12 protein-coding genes are annotated in these 15,871 nt (G+C 32.5%); 10 read left to right on the top strand and 2 right to left on the bottom strand.

Features of this window, described 5'->3' with window-relative positions; translation table 11 throughout:
* Window positions 1-94: 94 nt before the first annotated feature.
* Complete coding sequence (locus ACM55I_RS02860) at window positions 95-2,035, top strand: KUP/HAK/KT family potassium transporter (protein WP_416845264.1); 1,941 nt, start codon at window positions 95-97, stop codon at window positions 2,033-2,035.
* Window positions 2,036-2,097: 62 nt separating this feature from the next.
* On the opposite strand, the gene ACM55I_RS02855 is transcribed toward ACM55I_RS02860, so the two are convergent.
* On the bottom strand, window positions 2,098-3,525 hold the full coding sequence (locus ACM55I_RS02855) for an L-serine ammonia-lyase (RefSeq protein ID WP_416845263.1): 1,428 nt from the start codon (window positions 3,523-3,525) through the stop codon (window positions 2,098-2,100).
* Between the two features lie 274 nt (window positions 3,526-3,799).
* Here ACM55I_RS02855 and ACM55I_RS02850 point away from each other — a divergent pair, with 274 nt between their 5' ends.
* The 9 genes from ACM55I_RS02850 (at window position 3,800) to ACM55I_RS02810 (ending at window position 14,520) form a co-directional block, all read left to right on the top strand.
* Window positions 3,800-4,480: a response regulator transcription factor gene (locus tag ACM55I_RS02850; protein WP_416845262.1), complete on the top strand. Its 681-nt coding sequence runs from the start codon at window positions 3,800-3,802 to the stop codon at window positions 4,478-4,480.
* Window positions 4,477-5,760, top strand: a complete 1,284-nt coding sequence (locus tag ACM55I_RS02845; RefSeq protein ID WP_416845261.1) for a sensor histidine kinase — start codon at window positions 4,477-4,479, stop codon at window positions 5,758-5,760. Before ACM55I_RS02850 ends, ACM55I_RS02845 begins: the two co-directional genes overlap by 4 nt.
* Window positions 5,761-5,859: 99 nt before the next feature.
* Window positions 5,860-6,924: a serine hydrolase domain-containing protein gene (locus ACM55I_RS02840; protein ID WP_416845260.1), complete on the top strand. Its 1,065-nt coding sequence runs from the start codon at window positions 5,860-5,862 to the stop codon at window positions 6,922-6,924.
* A 130-nt stretch (window positions 6,925-7,054) separates the two neighbouring features.
* On the top strand, window positions 7,055-7,474 hold the full coding sequence (locus tag ACM55I_RS02835) for a PepSY-like domain-containing protein (RefSeq protein WP_416845259.1): 420 nt from the start codon (window positions 7,055-7,057) through the stop codon (window positions 7,472-7,474).
* A gap of 145 nt (window positions 7,475-7,619) precedes the next feature.
* Complete coding sequence (locus tag ACM55I_RS02830) at window positions 7,620-8,642, top strand: YncE family protein (protein WP_416845258.1); 1,023 nt, start codon at window positions 7,620-7,622, stop codon at window positions 8,640-8,642.
* Between the two features lie 28 nt (window positions 8,643-8,670).
* Window positions 8,671-9,906, top strand: coding sequence for a TolC family protein (locus tag ACM55I_RS02825; protein ID WP_416845257.1), 1,236 nt, complete (start codon window positions 8,671-8,673; stop codon window positions 9,904-9,906).
* Window positions 9,875-10,828, top strand: coding sequence for an efflux RND transporter periplasmic adaptor subunit (locus tag ACM55I_RS02820; protein ID WP_416845256.1), 954 nt, complete (start codon window positions 9,875-9,877; stop codon window positions 10,826-10,828). The genes ACM55I_RS02825 and ACM55I_RS02820 overlap by 32 nt, the downstream gene beginning before the upstream one ends.
* Window position 10,829: 1 nt before the next feature.
* Window positions 10,830-13,880: an efflux RND transporter permease subunit gene (locus tag ACM55I_RS02815; protein ID WP_416845255.1), complete on the top strand. Its 3,051-nt coding sequence runs from the start codon at window positions 10,830-10,832 to the stop codon at window positions 13,878-13,880.
* Window positions 13,881-14,085: 205 nt separating this feature from the next.
* Window positions 14,086-14,520, top strand: coding sequence for a heavy metal-binding domain-containing protein (locus ACM55I_RS02810; protein ID WP_416845254.1), 435 nt, complete (start codon window positions 14,086-14,088; stop codon window positions 14,518-14,520).
* Between the two features lie 69 nt (window positions 14,521-14,589).
* Here the strand turns inward: ACM55I_RS02810 and ACM55I_RS02805 are convergent, their stop codons facing one another.
* Window positions 14,590-15,858 carry an NRAMP family divalent metal transporter gene (locus tag ACM55I_RS02805; RefSeq protein ID WP_416845253.1) on the bottom strand — a complete coding sequence of 423 codons (1,269 nt, stop codon included), beginning with the start codon at window positions 15,856-15,858 and terminating at the stop codon, window positions 14,590-14,592.
* Window positions 15,859-15,871: the final 13 nt, after the last annotated feature.

Here is a 15,871-nt window from a genome sequence, read left to right as displayed (position 1 = left end):
AAAAAATATTGAATTGTATGTTCTAAACATCACGATAAGAATTTCTTTTGTCTAATAATTAATACGTTTTACAATTTAAAAAATTAAAATTAAAATGAATAAATCAACTATTCAAAAAGTCAGTGCAGCATCGCTTTTAGTGGCGCTAGGAATTATTTATGGAGACATAGGAACCAGTCCATTATATGTTATGAAAGCTATTATTGGACAAAGAGAAATATCAAAACTGCTTGTTTATGGCGGTATTTCCTGTATCTTTTGGACACTTACATTTCAAACTACATTCAAATATATTTTCTTGACTCTTTCGGCAGACAATCATGGCGAAGGTGGTGTTTTTTCACTTTATGCATTGGTAAAAAGGTTTGGTAAAGGCAAATTAGTTATTCCAACAATACTTGGAGCAACTACACTTTTGGCGGATGGAATTATTACGCCTCCCATTTCCGTTGCTTCTGCTGTTGAAGGATTAGGAGATGTGGTTCCCGGTATTCCAACACTTCCCATTGTGATTGTAATTTTATCTGGATTGTTCTTTTTTCAACGATTTGGAACTCAAAAAGTAGGTTTCTTTTTTGGACCGGCTATGGTAGTTTGGTTTTCGATGCTTTTTGTTCTAGGATTTGTACAAATACTGGATCATCCTGCTATTTTGACTGCATTAAACCCAATGTATGCCTATCAATTGCTGGTTGAATATCCTCATGGATTCTGGCTGTTGGGAGCCGTTTTTTTATGTACAACCGGAGCAGAGGCTTTGTATTCGGATTTAGGGCATTGTGGAAAACAGAATATCAGAATCACATGGATTTTTGTCAAAATTGCTCTAGTTGTGAATTATTTAGGGCAAGCATCTTGGCTTATGACTCAAGGAAATAGATTTCTTGAAGGAAGAAATCCTTTTTATACGATTATGCCACAATGGTTTCTTTTTTCAGGTGTTATCATTGCCACTTTTGCAGCAATCATTGCTTCACAAGCTTTGATAAGCGGTTCTTATACGTTGATAAATGAAGCAATGTCACTTAACTTTTGGCCAAGAGTTGCGATGAGAAATCCAACCAATTTGAAAGGACAAATCTATATTCCTTCAGTAAATACAATTCTTTGGGCAGGCTGTATTTTGATGATTTTATATTTTAAAAACTCCTCCAATATGGAAGCGGCTTACGGGTTTTCCATTACTATTGCCATGCTGATGACTACTGTTCTTTTGAATTATTATTTGATTTATATCAAAAAAATGAACAGGGTTTTGATAGCCATAATTATTACCGTTTTTGGTATTATTGAAATAGCATTTTTTGTTGCCAATATTATAAAAATCAAAGAACGTTGGATGTTCTTGTTCTTTGAGCTTTTCATTTTCATGACTATGTATACTTGGTTTTTTGCAAGAAAAATTAATAATAAATTTCTAAAATTCACCAATTTAGCGGAGCATACACAGCAACTTCAAGAATTGAGTAATGACGACAGTATCCCAAAATATTCCACCCATTTGATTTATCTTTCTAAGGCAGATAGAAATTATGAAATTGAAGAAAAAATATTAAAATCCATTTTTTCCAAAAAACCAAAAAGAGCTGATGTCTACTGGTTTTTTCACATCAACAGAACCAATGATCCTTTTACTTTAAATTATGAAGTAATTGAATTATTAGACGACAAAGTCATCAAAATTGTTTTGAATATTGGTTTTAGAATCCAACCAAAAGTTGAATTGTATTTCAAAAAAATTGTTCAAAATCTGGTCCAAAATAAAGAATTGAATTTGCATATTCGTCCGGACGGTTCTACAAAATACAATACCGAACCTGATTTCAAATTCATTATCTTGGAAAAATTTCTTTCTGTCGAAAACGAATTTGCCGTTAAAGATGCTTTACTGTTGAATTCCTATTATATGCTTAAAAATTGGTCCCTTTCAGATATTAGAGCATTTGGGCTTGATAAAAGTGATGTTGAAATTGAAGAGATACCTTTTGTATACCAACCGATTCTTAAACTTGAATTAGAAAGAAAAAAGATTTAAAAATAAGTATTCAGTGTTCAATCGCAGTTACTGTGAGCTGCGATTGAACACTGAATACTTTCTTAACAATCGGCCATATTCACAGCGATTGCTAAACCTCCTTCGGAGGTTTCTTTGTATTTATTGTTCATGTCTTTGGCAGTTTGCCACATGGTATCAACCACTTTATCTAAGGGAACTTTTGCATTTTTAGGATCTGTTTCTAATGCTAATTCGGCGGCATTAATCGCTTTTATGGCTCCCATCGTATTTCTTTCAATACAAGGAATTTGGACTAATCCACCAATAGGATCGCACGTTAAACCAAGGTGATGTTCCATGGCAATTTCAGCAGCCATTAAAACCTGTTCCGGAGTTCCACCCATCAATTCGCATAAAGCTGCTGCTGCCATTGATGAAGAAACCCCAATTTCTGCCTGACAACCGCCCATTGCGGCTGAAATAGTAGAACCTTTTTTGAAAACACTTCCTATTTCGCTGGCTACCATCAGGAATTGTTTGATTTCTTTTTCGCCAGCATTATGGTTTTCGATAACTAAATAATACATTAAAACAGCTGGAATAACACCGGCACTTCCGTTAGTTGGAGCAGTAACCACACGACCTAGAGCAGCATTTACTTCATTTACCGCAAGTGCAAAACAGCTCACCCATTTTAGGATTTGGCGAAATTTCACTTCGGTCAATCTAATTTGTTCTAACCAAGTTTGAGGCGAATTATAATTGGATAAACCAATTAGTTTTTGATGCATATCAAAGGCTCTTCGTCGTACATGCAATCCACCGGGTAAAATTCCTTCGGAATGGCAACCAATATACATAGACTCTAGCATGGTGTTCCAAATGCGCATTAATTCGTGATGAATAACTTCTTCGGAGCGCATTGATTTTTCATTTTCATAAACGATTTCCGAAATCTTTTTATGCTCGTTAGTGCAATAATTCAAGAGTTCAGCAGCTTTATTGATTGGAAATGGAAAAGCACATTTTATGGCAATTTTTTTCTTGGCATTGATGCGTTCTTCTTTCACAACAAAACCTCCACCAATCGAGTAGAAGGTGGAAATATATTCTTTATCATCCGTTATGTAGGCTGTAAAAGTCAGAGCATTAGCATGAAAAGGAAGGAAGTTTTTATTAAAAACAATGTCTTGTGAAAAATGGAAAGGAATCGGGTTTTCATTACCAAGATTGATTTCATTTTTATCCTTGATTAATTTTATAATTTTATCGATATCCGGAATAGGAATATATTCAGGATCTTGTCCGCTCAAGCCCAGCATAATTGCCAAATCAGTAGCATGCCCTTTTCCCGTAAGCGAAAGGGAACCATATAAATCTACTTTTACTCTGTTTACAGTATGGATTAAATTTTCATCTCGCAATTCACCCAGAAAACGTTCAGCTGCACGCCAAGGCCCAAGTGTGTGTGAACTAGAGGGTCCAACACCAATTTTAAGCATATCAAAAACAGAGATACATTCTTCCATAATTTTATTAGTAGGTTTATTTAAAAACAAAGATAATAGAATGTAGCAATGAAAAGGTTTAAAAGTAGAGTTTTATTAAATATTTGGCAAGATATCACGTTATATTCTAATCATTCAATAACGTAAATAAATAAGAGGTTAAGATTGGAGTGCAATAGGTCTTTCTGAAATTTTGGGTAGTTGGGCTAATTTGAACTAATGAGCTATTGAAATCACTTAAATTTAATTTAAAAACAGAATTAGAATAGATTTTAGCTCTATTTTTACATTACCTATGAAAATACTACTAATAGAAGACGAGCCAGAATTGCAAAAAAGCATTGAGCAATATCTTGAAATGGAAGGGAATATTGTTGAGATTTCTCCTGATTTCCATCATGCACAACAGAAAATTGCGATTTACGATTATGATTGTATTTTGGTTGATATTACTTTGCCAAACGGCTCTGGTTTAGATTTGCTCAAAGAAATTAAACTAAAAAAAGCTAAAGCGGGTATTATAATAATTTCTGCAAAAAATTCTCTTGATGATAAAGTAAATGGTTTGGACTTGGGTGCTGATGATTATTTGCCAAAACCCTTTCATTTGTCGGAACTTAATTCACGAATTAAAGCTTTGATTAGAAGAAAAAGTTTTGATGGAAATTTAGAAATTAGTATCAATGAAATAAAAATTTTGCCTAACGAAAGACGTGTTTTGGTTCATAATAAAGATATAATTTTGACGTCAAAAGAATATGATTTATTGCTTTATTTTATATCTAATAAAAATAGAGTAGTGAGTAAAAGTGCGCTTGCAGAACATCTTTGGGGTGATAATTCGGATCGATTAGACAACTTCGATTTTATATACAATCACGTAAAAAATCTACGTAAAAAGTTATTAGAAAAAAAATGTGAAGATTATTTGCAAACTATTTATGGAATAGGTTACAATTTTAAAACTCAAGAATGAAATTATTAACTAAAACAAGTTTGTACTATTTGATTTTGAGTATCCCGATATTAATTCTATCCGGATTTATTTGTTTTCATATCATTACAAGAGAGGTTAGAGAAAGTAATAATGAACTATTGCTAAATCGCAAAGAACTAATTGAGAATTATTTAAAAGAGAAGGACACGATTTCTTTGAAAATAATTACTAAAAGCAATGAAGCCACAATAAAAAAAATGGCTAAAAAAAATGCTTCCAAAATACCTGCAACTATTTTTTCGGACACTTTAATTTTTGATAAAAAAGAAAATGAACTGGCAGAAAACAGATTACTTTCTTCTGTTTTTAAAGTTGGGAATACTAATTATTCCATTAAAATATGGAGAAGCACATTAGAATATAACGATTTATTCAGAGGCATTTTTACTTCGTTAGTTATTTTATTGATTTTGCTTTTTGTGACCTACTTGATAATAAATTTTTGGATTTCAAAAACCGTATGGAAACCCTTTTATCAAACAGTATCCAATTTAAAGAAATTTCGAGCCAGTGATAACGAAATTCCATTTTTGGCAAATACTTCTGTAACCGAATTTAATGAATTGAATCTTTCTTTAAATGTTATGATGCAGAAAATGATAGTTGATTTTAATAGCCAAAAGAAATTCACTGAAAATGCTTCACATGAAATCCAAACGCCATTAGCCGTTATAAAATCGAAGATTGATTTACTTATTCAATCTGAAAATTTGAAAGAGAATGAAGTGAAATTAATAGTAGCGATTGATTATGCCTGCTCGAAAATAATTCGATTGAACAAAACATTTTTATTACTTACCAAAATTGAAAACAGACAATTTAATGCCACAGAAAAAGTATCTTTTGAAAATACAGTTGATAACTCTTTAGTTTTTTTTGAAGAACATATTCAAGCCAATAAAATTGAGATAATAAAAAATATTGAAAGCGATTTTTGTGTTTTGATGAATGCTGATTTGTGTTTAGTACTGGTTAATAATTTATTGCAAAATGCGATTAGGCATAATATTAATAGTGGAAATATTGAAATTTTTATAGCGAAAAACAAAATTATAATCTCAAATTTGGGGGTTGATAGCCCAATTGATAGTCAGTTGTTTGAGCGTTTTCATAAAAACTCTACTTCACAACAATCATTGGGGCTTGGGCTGTCTATCGTAAAAGAAATTGCGGATGTAAGCGGATTGGTATTTAATTATAAATTTACCAATGGTAAGCATTGTTTTATTTTGACAAAAGATGATACTATTGAATTATAATAAAAAAGAGTCAGTGTAATGAAATCAAAACAGCTGTTTAAATATTTTTTTCTTGTTCTATTGTTTTGTTGCTTATTTTCTTGTGACGTATTTCGATCCTTGAGATACGGGGGAATTCCCAGCCAAAGCGATTACAAACATTTTCCGCAAAGAATAGTTAATAATCAAGGTCCTGTTTATAATTTTTATAAATCCAATAAAGAATATCAGTTAGGAACAAAAATAGGAGTAATCAATCGGGATTTTAATTCTACAAATGTCAGCTTGGATAGTTTTACGACATTACATAAAACGATCACATTTTTAATTATTCGGAATGACACAATTGTTTACGAAAAATATAATAAAGGCTATACCTCAAATTCATTTGTTTCCTCCTTTTCAATGGCCAAACCATTTGTCTCAACATTAATAGGAATAGCAATTGATGAAGGGAAAATAAAAAGTGAGAACGATTTCATCGTTGATTATTTACCGGAATTTAAAGATAAAATAGGTTGGGAGAAAATCACCATTAAAAATTTATTGCAACATACTTCAGGCATCCGGTTTACGGATCGGGAATTAGATCCTGCATCGGATAATGCGGAGTTTTATTGGGGTGATAATCTAAGAGAGCGAATGCTTCATTTAACGCTCGAATGTCCGCCCAATACTAAATTTCGATATAGCAGCGAGAATACATTGCTTTTAGGATACATCATTGAGAAGGTTACGGGAGGTACGATTTCAAAATATTTAGAAGATAAAATTTGGAAACCATTAGGAATGGAGGCACCTGCGGCATGGAGTTTAGACCGAAAAGATGCAAAAGCTATCGAAAAATCCTTTTGCTGTTTGCAAGCAAGAGCTATTGATTTTGCTAAATTAGGCAGACTTTATCTGAATGGGGGGAACTGGAATGGGAAGCAAATTGTATCCGAAAAATGGGTTGAATATTCGACACATTCTGATCCATCCGGAAATAATAAGCACTTTTATAATAATAATTGGGGGATAGGACCTTTTAAATATGGCAGTTATTTTGCGGTTGGTTTGTTTGGTCAATATCTCTATATGTATCCTGAAAAGAACATTATTATAGTCCGTTTTGGAGATACGCAAACCTCGTATCATCCTAATTATTGGCAGGAAGTATTTTTGCAAATAATTGATCAGATGTAATAAATAGTTGAATTTTATTGGCGTTTAAAAAAACTGAATTGCTATGATTTTTGCATAGAATTAAAATAGAATTGTATTTGATATTTGTACTATGAAATTATTTACAATTAACTTTTAAATCTAAAAAAAAATGAAAAAATTAGTTATGATTATGTCAATTGTATTCATTTGCAGTTGCGCATTTGCTGGAACCCCGCCAGATGTAGTAAAAAAATCCTTCGCTAAAAAATTTCCTACTGCAACAAAAGTAAGTTGGGGAGTTGAAGGTCCAAAAGAATGGGAAGCAGAATTCACATTGGAAGGAAACAAGATTTCTGCTAATTTTTCACAAGATGGAACCTGGTTGGAAACGGAAAGAGAAATTAAAGTTGCCAATTTGCCAAAAGCGGTTTTAACAGCTGTAAAATCGAAATATAGCGATTGGAAAATTGCAGAAGCTGATAAAACAGAGAGTTCAAAACATGGAACTATTTATGAAGTAGATTTAAAAAAAGGAATGAAGAGTAAAAGTCTTGCTTTTAAAGAAGATGGTACCTCGATAAAAGAATAATTTTTTAAATTAATTAACCATCATAGAGAGTTGGACTTTTATATCCAACTCTTTTTAATTATGTAAAGAGTTGTGGTTTCTATAGAATTACAGCTAAAATTTGTCTTATAAAATTAAATTACAATAAACTTTAAAGTTCTTTAAAATGAAAAAAATACTACTATCATTTATAATTATTGCTTCTATTTCTAATAGTTACAGTCAAACCTATAAATTATCCAAGAAAATCAGCACTTCTGGCAATGACGGATGGGATTATCTCGCTGTTGATAATGTGGCGCAACATTTATTTGTTTCACACGGAAATAGGGTCAATGTGATTGATTTAAAATCAGATAAAACAATAGCTACTATTCCAGATACAAAAGGAGTTCATGGAATTGCTGTTGCAAATGATCTCAATAAAGCATTTATCAGCAACGGAAAAGACAATTCTATTACAATTGTCAATTTGAAAACATTTGAATTACTTGAAAAAGTAAAAATTGCAGGAGTAAAACCAGATGCCATTTTATACGATCAATTTTCTCAAAAAGTGTTTGTTTACAATGCAGAAAGTAATGATGCAACGGTTATTGATGCCAAAACAAATAAAGTATTAAAAACAATTCCATTGGGTGGAAAACCAGAGTTTTCAGTAACCAATACTAAAGGGTTAATTTATGTGAATATTGAAGATAAAAACGAAATAAAAACGATAAATGCTTCAACGTTAAAAGTTACAAATACCTGGAGTATTGCTCCCGGAGATGAACCATCAGGATTGGCAATAGATTTAGTTACGAACCGATTATTTTCTGTTTGCAGCAATAATTTAATGATCGTTGTTAATGCTACAAATGGAAAAATAATAAAGACTTTACCCATTGGTAATGGTTGTGACGGCGTTGCTTTTGATGCCAAAAAGAATCTTATTTTCAGTTCTAATGGCGAAGGAACGATTACTGTTGTAAAAGAAAGTAATGCTAATACTTTTTCAGTTCTTGAAACTGTAAAAACTCAAAAAGGAGCCAGAACCATTGCGCTGAACAAAACTACGAATCAATTGTATTTGTCTACGGCAGATTTTGGTGCAAAACCAGAACCAACAACAGAAAACCCGAAACCACGAGCAGGAATAGTACCTAATTCTTTCGTTGTTTTAGTTGTTGAACCAATTTCTAAATAGTTTCATTCTTTTTATCTAAATTTATCCAATGAAATGGAAGCTTTTACTACTTATTTTTATTTGTTTCAAATCTTTTTCGCAAGAAAAGGATTTGAATTACTTTATTACTAAAGCACAAAATAATTCTCCTTTAATTAAAGATTACAGCAACCAAATAAAATCAGCTACGCTGGATAGTTTATTGAATCGGGCAGTTTACAAACCACAAGTTACCGGAAATCTTAATGCTAATTATGCCCCTATAATAAATGGTTTTGGCTATGATTCAGCTTTAAGTAACGGGCAATCCGTTTCGGGTTTGGTGGGTGTTAACCAGAAGATAATTGGAAAAAAAAGAATCAATTCGCAATCAGATTCGTTCCAATTGATAAAAGAAGCTTTGGTTTTGAATAAAAAAATTACTTTAAAAGATTTAAATAAAACCATTGTTGCTCAATACATTTCGGCTTCAGCAAGTTCAGAACAAATTGGTTTCAACCAGAAAATTGCAACTCTTTTAAAACAGGAAACAAGCATCCTAAAAAAATTAACCCAAAATGCAGTTTACAAACAAACGGATTATTTGATTTTTAGCGCAACAGTGAAGCAACAGGATTTGGTTTTATTACAATTAAAACAGCAATATCAAAATGATTTGGCTTTGTTGAATTACCTTTCAGGAGAAACCGATACGACTTTTATTAATTTAAAAAAGCCTGAAATTACTTTGAAAAATATTCAACCTTCGGATAAAATAGTTTTTTTGAAACAATTTGAAGTGGACAGTCTAAAACTTCAGAATCAAAATAAATTCATTGATTACAGCTATAAACCTTCCTTGTCTTTATTAGGTGATGCAGGTTACAATTCCAGTTTTGCCTATCAGGCGTATAAAAATTTTGGATTTAGTGTGGGTTTAGGACTGTCAATTCCTATTTATGATGGAAACCAACGTACTTTGCAACATCAAAAAAATGATGCGGCATTAGCTACTAATTTAGCCTATAAAAACAATTTCAATAAACAATACAAACAACAATTATTGATGTTGAATTTGAAACTCAAACAAGCAGCAGCTGTAGAAAATCAGTTGCAATCGCAGCTTCTTATCGCTGACGCATTAATTGAAGCCAATAAAAAATTATTGCTTACTGGAGATGCACAAATTACCGAATATAGTATTGCTGTTGGCAATTTAATAGCAATCAAAAATGCCATTTCCCAAAATAATAGCAACAAACTCCAAATCATAAATGAAATTAATTATTGGAGTTTTAATGACTAATTCTATGAAGAAACCAATTCTATTTTTTATCCTGATAGCGCTTTTTTTTATTTCCTGTAAAAATAGCAACGAAGCCGAAAAAATAATTGACGCGAGTGTTCCTGTGACTTTAACGACTATTGATACCAGTTCAATTCAAAGTTATATTGATCTGAATGCTACCGCAACTTATTTGGTTAAAAATGTTATAAAAGCAAATGCTACTGGGTATTTGAATTCAGTTAATGTAGCTCCCAATGATTATGTTTCTAATGGGGCAGCATTATTTTCGATAAAAACCCGTGAGGCAAAAGTGTTAGGCAATACGATTAATAAAATTGATCCCAGTTTAAACTTTGGCGGAGCCATAAAAGTTAGAGCAAATACAAATGGCTTTGTAACTTCCGTAAATGTGCAACAAGGTGATTATGTTCAGGATGGGGATGCCTTAGTAACGATTAATGACGCCAATAGTTTTGCCATCGTTCTGAGTTTGCCTTATGAGTTCAAAAAATATGTTTCAATAAGTGAACAACTAACGGTAATTTTACCGGATAGTACTTTGATAAAAACGAAAGTTCAAAAATACATGCCTACCGTTGATGCCACTTCACAAACACAAAGTGTGATTCTAAAAGTCATTGGTAAACACGATATTCCAGAGAATTTAATTGTAAAAGTCAGAATTAATAAAAGTTCCAATCCAAAAACGATTTCGTTGCCAAAAGCAGCTGTTTTAAGTAATGAAACGGAAACTGATTTTTGGATTATGAAGCTGATTAATAACAATACTGCGATAAAAATCCCGATAAAAAAAGGAGTAGAAACTCAAGATAAAGTAGAAATTCTAGCACCTGTTTTAACTCCTGAAGATAGAATTTTACTTTCAGGAAATTATGGCGTTGCAGATACAATTAAAGTAAAAGTGATAAAAGCGGATTGAAATGAATAACTTTTTTGTCAAACATAAAAACGGACTGAGTGCCATAATTTTTCTAATTATTCTGGGAGGTTTTTTTGCGTATTCTAAAATGCAAACCAGTTTATTTCCGGAGATTACTTTCCCAAAAATAAAAATCATCGCTGATGCCGGACAACAGCCCATCGATAAAATGATGATTACGGTTACAAAACCTTTGGAAAATGCCATTAAAAAAGTGCAGGATTTAAAAACGGTCAGAAGTACAACCAGCAGAGGAAGTTGCGAGATTTCGGCATTCATGGATTGGAAATCGGATATCGATTTGAGCAAAACCAGAATAGAAGAGCAAATCAACCAGATAAAAAATAATCTTCCGCCTGATACTCAAATTTCTGTCGAGAAAATGAATCCTTCCATTCTTCCGGTGATTGGATATGCTATAGAAGCAAAAGGAATTTCGCCTATTGAACTCAAAAAAATAGCTAATTATACCATAAAACCGTTCCTTTCTCAAATTGATGGTGTTTCCGAGATTAGGATTATTGGCGGAAAAGAAAAAGAATATTGGTTGTCACTTGATTTTACTAAAATGACCGCATTGGGAATTACGCCAGATGCTATCACACAAGTATTAAGCCAAACTAATTTTATTAAATCCAATGGGTATTTATCGGATTATCGCTATTTATATCTCACGATTACGGATGCCCAGGTTGATAAAAAGGACGAACTGGAAAATTTGGTTATTCGGAATAACGGAAAAGGAATTGTAACCTTAAAAGATATTGCTGCTGTTGAAATTCGGGAAGCTAAAGAATACATAAAAGTAAATGCGAATGGTAAAGAGAGTATTCTTATTGCCGTTCTCAAACAACCCAATTCAAATTTGATTGCACTATCAGAGGCGATGCATGATAAACTGGAATCATTAAAAAAAATCCTTCCAAAAAACATAAAAATAACTCCATTTTATGAGCAGGCCAGTTTTGTAAATGATGCTGTAAAAAGTGTAACGGATAGTTTGTTAATAGGGCTTTTGTTAGCCATAATTGTAGCTGTTTTATTTTTGAAATCGGTGAAAGCCAGCGCCACTATTTTGATTATTATTCCCGTTACTTTAGGATTAACATTGATAGTTTTGTACCTAACCGGACAAACGTTTAATATTATGACTTTAGGCGCGATTGCGGCGGCTTTAGGATTAATAATTGATGATGCGATTGTAGTTGTAGAACAAATTCATAGAACACACGAGGAACATCCTGATGAGCCTACTGTTTCGCTTTTGCAAAAAGCGATTCACTATTTATTTCCGGCAATGGTGGGTTCATCCATAAGTACGATTGTGATTTTTATTCCTTTTGTTTTAATGAGTGGCGTTGCGGGTTCGTATTTTAAAGTGTTAACGGACACCATGATAATCACTTTGGTCTGTTCCTTTTTTGTGACTTGGCTGTTACTTCCGGTAGTTTATTTATTGCTTTCCAAAAAAGAAAATAATTCGGAAACGAAAAAAGAAATTGAAATCCATGATGTGAAAACTCAGACTTGGGTTGCTTATTTTATTGGAAAACCAATAATTAGTATTTCATTTTGTATCATACTGGTGCTTTCTATTTTTATTATTTTGCCCAATTTAGAAACCGGTTTTTTACCTGAAATGGATGAGGGCAGTATCATTTTGGATTATGAAAGTCCACCAGGAACTTCACTTGAAGAAACCGACAGAATGCTCAAAGAAGTAGAGAAAATAATTATAAAAATTCCTGAAGTGGAAGCGTACAGTCGCCGAACAGGAACGCAAATGGGATTTTTTATAACGGAACCCAATCGTGGGGATTATTTGATTCAATTAAAAAAAGACCGAAGTAAAACCAGCAATGATATTATTGATGAAATCAGACAAAAAGTAGAAGCGACTCAGCCCGCATTACGTATTGATTTTGGTCAGGTAATAGGGGATATGTTAGGTGATTTAATGAGTTCAGTTTCGCCAATTGAAGTAAAAATATTTGGGGATAATCAAGCAGAATTGCAAAAAATAGCCAAAAAAGTAAATGCAATAGTCGAAAAAGTAAAAGGTACTGCTGATGTATTTGATGGTATTGTTTTGGCTGGGCCATCTATAAATATTATGCCCAATTATAGTCGGTTAGCACAGTATGGAATCACTCCGGCCGACTTGCAATTTCAGTTGCAGACTGCGCTTGAAGGGAATGTTATTGGCAACTTATTAGAGAATGAACGTGTAATTCCCATTCGATTAATCTATAAAAATTCAAAAAAAAGAAGCTTAGAAGACATTAAAAAATTGCAGCTATTTTTGCCTAATGGACAATCGATTCCTATTTCCAGTTTAGTTACTATTTCAGCTCAAAAAGGTGTGGCTGAAATAGAACGTGAAAATCTTCAAATGATAAGTGTTGTAACCGGAAGATTGGATAATAGAGATTTAGGAAGTGTGATGAAGGATATTCAAACACAAGTTACAAGCAATATTCATTTACCTAGTGGTTATTATATAGAGTATGCGGGTGCTTATAAAGAGCAGCAGCAATCCTTCAAGGAGTTATTGATGATATTAATCGCTTCCTCTTTATTGGTTTTTGGTGTTATTTTATTTTTATTTAGGGATTTTAGAATAGCATTGGTTATCCTTTTAATTTCAGTATTGGGAATTGCAGGAAGCTATCTCTTACTTTTTATAACGCAAACACCTTTAAACGTAGGGAGTTATACAGGAATTATTATGATTGTTGGAATTATTAGTGAGAATGCTATTTTTACTTTTCTGCAATTTAGGGAAACATTCAAATTGACCCGAAATGTAAATGAATCCATAATTTATTCAATTTCCACTCGATTGCGTCCCAAATTAATGACCGCGCTTGGAGCAATTATAGCTTTGTTTCCACTTGCAATAGGAATTGGAACGGGGTCAGAATTGCATCAACCGCTTGCCATTGCCGTGATTGGTGGATTTATAATTGCGATGCCTTTACTTTTGATTGTATTGCCTACTTTATTGTGTTTAGTTTACAAGAATGAAAAACATTTTACTCACTTTAATTAATTCAGTTTTTTTTTAGATTGTTCATTTTTAAATGAATAAAGATTATATTTCAAATAAAATTTATAACTTTGATAGAGAAAATGGTATAGGATAATAGGCTTTTATTTTGAGTAGGATATTACGAGTTTAAGATCAATTTTTTTATTATATAAGTTGGATTAGAATGAAACTAAAAAATATTTAATTAATTTAAAACGCTGACAAAATGAATTTTTTTTTATTAATACTATTAACTGTTGCATTTACTTCTATAGGATTTGCCCAAGATACTGTAAGTAAAAAAGGGGATATGCATGAAATGATGGATGGAAAAATGCATGATGGAATGCATACGAGAATGCATGAAAAAATGTATACTTGTCCCATGCACTCCGATGTTTTACAAGATCACCCTGGGAAATGCCCTAAGTGTGGAATGGATTTAGTTGAATCTAAAAATATGACTAAAGGCTATTGCCCAATGTGCAAAGAAAAAACCATGATGAAAGATGGTAAATGCATCAAATGTGGAAAACAAATTACAAAATATGGAGAGAAAGGGCAATCTAAAAAAGTATACATTTGTTCCTCTTGTCATATTAAAAGTAAAACATCTGGTAAATGCCCAAAATGTGGCGCTAAAATGGAAGAAATGAAATAAAATACAGACGATTCAATTCCTATAAACTCTGATGAAGCAATACTGCTTTTCAGAGTTTTTTTGTTTGAATTATCCCAATATTTGCAGGTAAATTAAAGTCACTGCTGCAATTGTCATAATAACGAATGCCGAGACCCCAAGAATATTAGCTGTTTTGCTATTTGTGAATTCTCCCATTACTTTTTTGTTGTTTGAAATGTGAAGAATAATTGCAATTAATACTGGTGCTGTCAAACCATAAAGAATGGCAGTATAAATTAGGGCTTTAATTGGTGAAATACCGATGTAATTCAAAGATAAACCCAATATAAGTGATATAGCAATGACAATATAAAATGCTTTGGCTTCATGAAACTTTTTATCTAACCCTTGTTCCCAACCAAATGTTTCGGTGATAATATAAGAAAGGGAACCACTTAAAACGGGAATAGCCAAAAGACCAGTTCCAATAACTCCAATTGCAAAAAGGAGGTAGGCTGAATTGCCTGCTAATGGTTTCAAAGCTAATGCAGCTTGTTCCACAGTGTCAATTTGATGGATGCCACTTTTAAATAAAACGGTACCGGTAGTAAGAATAATAAAAAACATAACTAAGCCTGAAAAAGACATACCAAAATCAACATCTTCCTTCATATCATTAATTATTTTTTTATTCACCATCAAATGATTTTTCTTGTGTTTCATTTCTTCCACTTCCATAGAAGCTTGCCAAAAGAATAAATAAGGTGAAATAGTTGTTCCAAGGATTCCCACAAGAATCCCAATGTATTCTTTATTGAATTGTATAGTAGGGATAAAAGTTGCCTGAAGTATTTCGGTTATATCTTGTTTGTATAAAAAGGGAACTATTAAATATACCAAAAGAACAATACATAGGTATTTGAGTGTTGCGGCAATTTTTTGATAAGGTAAATAGACAATCAGTATTAGCAAAATAATAGTAAAAACTACACTAAAAAAAGTGGCATCAATAGCGGGAAATAATAAATTACCCACAGCTCCCATTCCTGCAATATCGGCACCAATATTCATAACAATTGCAGGGAAACTAAATAATAACATTAGATACAAAACAGGTCTTGGATAGTTTTTTTTAAGTGTTCCTGTTAAGCCTTGCGAAGTAACTAAACCAATCCTGGCACACATTTGTTGGATAGAGGCCATAAGCGGGAATGCAATTAATGCAGTCCATAATGTTGAAAGTCCAAATGCAGCTCCTGCTTGGGAATAAGTGGCAATACCGGATGGATCATCATCACTGGCACCAGTTATTAATCCGGGACCAAGAAGTTTCCAAAAACGCACTAACTTAGTTGATGATTTTTTTCGGGCATTCATTTTCTAACCGCTT

The organism is Flavobacterium algoris, assembly GCF_048158525.1.
In the GTDB taxonomy this organism is placed as follows: domain Bacteria; phylum Bacteroidota; class Bacteroidia; order Flavobacteriales; family Flavobacteriaceae; genus Flavobacterium; species Flavobacterium algoris.
Note: the sequence above shows the minus strand (reverse complement) of the source record. Positions and strands in the feature narration are given on the sequence as shown.

Excerpts from the sequence above, each read along its gene's own strand:
- ACM55I_RS02860 (WP_416845264.1), top strand. The coding sequence starts at position 95 with ATGAATAAATCAACTATTCAAAAAGTCAGTGCAGCATCGCTTTTAGTG.
- ACM55I_RS02855 (WP_416845263.1), bottom strand. The coding sequence starts at position 3,525 with ATGGAAGAATGTATCTCTGTTTTTGATATGCTTAAAATTGGTGTTGGA.
- ACM55I_RS02850 (WP_416845262.1), top strand. The coding sequence starts at position 3,800 with ATGAAAATACTACTAATAGAAGACGAGCCAGAATTGCAAAAAAGCATT.
- ACM55I_RS02845 (WP_416845261.1), top strand. The coding sequence starts at position 4,477 with ATGAAATTATTAACTAAAACAAGTTTGTACTATTTGATTTTGAGTATC.
- ACM55I_RS02835 (WP_416845259.1), top strand. The coding sequence starts at position 7,055 with ATGAAAAAATTAGTTATGATTATGTCAATTGTATTCATTTGCAGTTGC.
- ACM55I_RS02830 (WP_416845258.1), top strand. The coding sequence starts at position 7,620 with ATGAAAAAAATACTACTATCATTTATAATTATTGCTTCTATTTCTAAT.
- ACM55I_RS02825 (WP_416845257.1), top strand. The coding sequence starts at position 8,671 with ATGAAATGGAAGCTTTTACTACTTATTTTTATTTGTTTCAAATCTTTT.
- ACM55I_RS02820 (WP_416845256.1), top strand. The coding sequence starts at position 9,875 with ATGAAATTAATTATTGGAGTTTTAATGACTAATTCTATGAAGAAACCA.
- ACM55I_RS02815 (WP_416845255.1), top strand. The coding sequence starts at position 10,830 with ATGAATAACTTTTTTGTCAAACATAAAAACGGACTGAGTGCCATAATT.
- ACM55I_RS02810 (WP_416845254.1), top strand. The coding sequence starts at position 14,086 with ATGAATTTTTTTTTATTAATACTATTAACTGTTGCATTTACTTCTATA.
- ACM55I_RS02805 (WP_416845253.1), bottom strand. The coding sequence starts at position 15,858 with ATGAATGCCCGAAAAAAATCATCAACTAAGTTAGTGCGTTTTTGGAAA.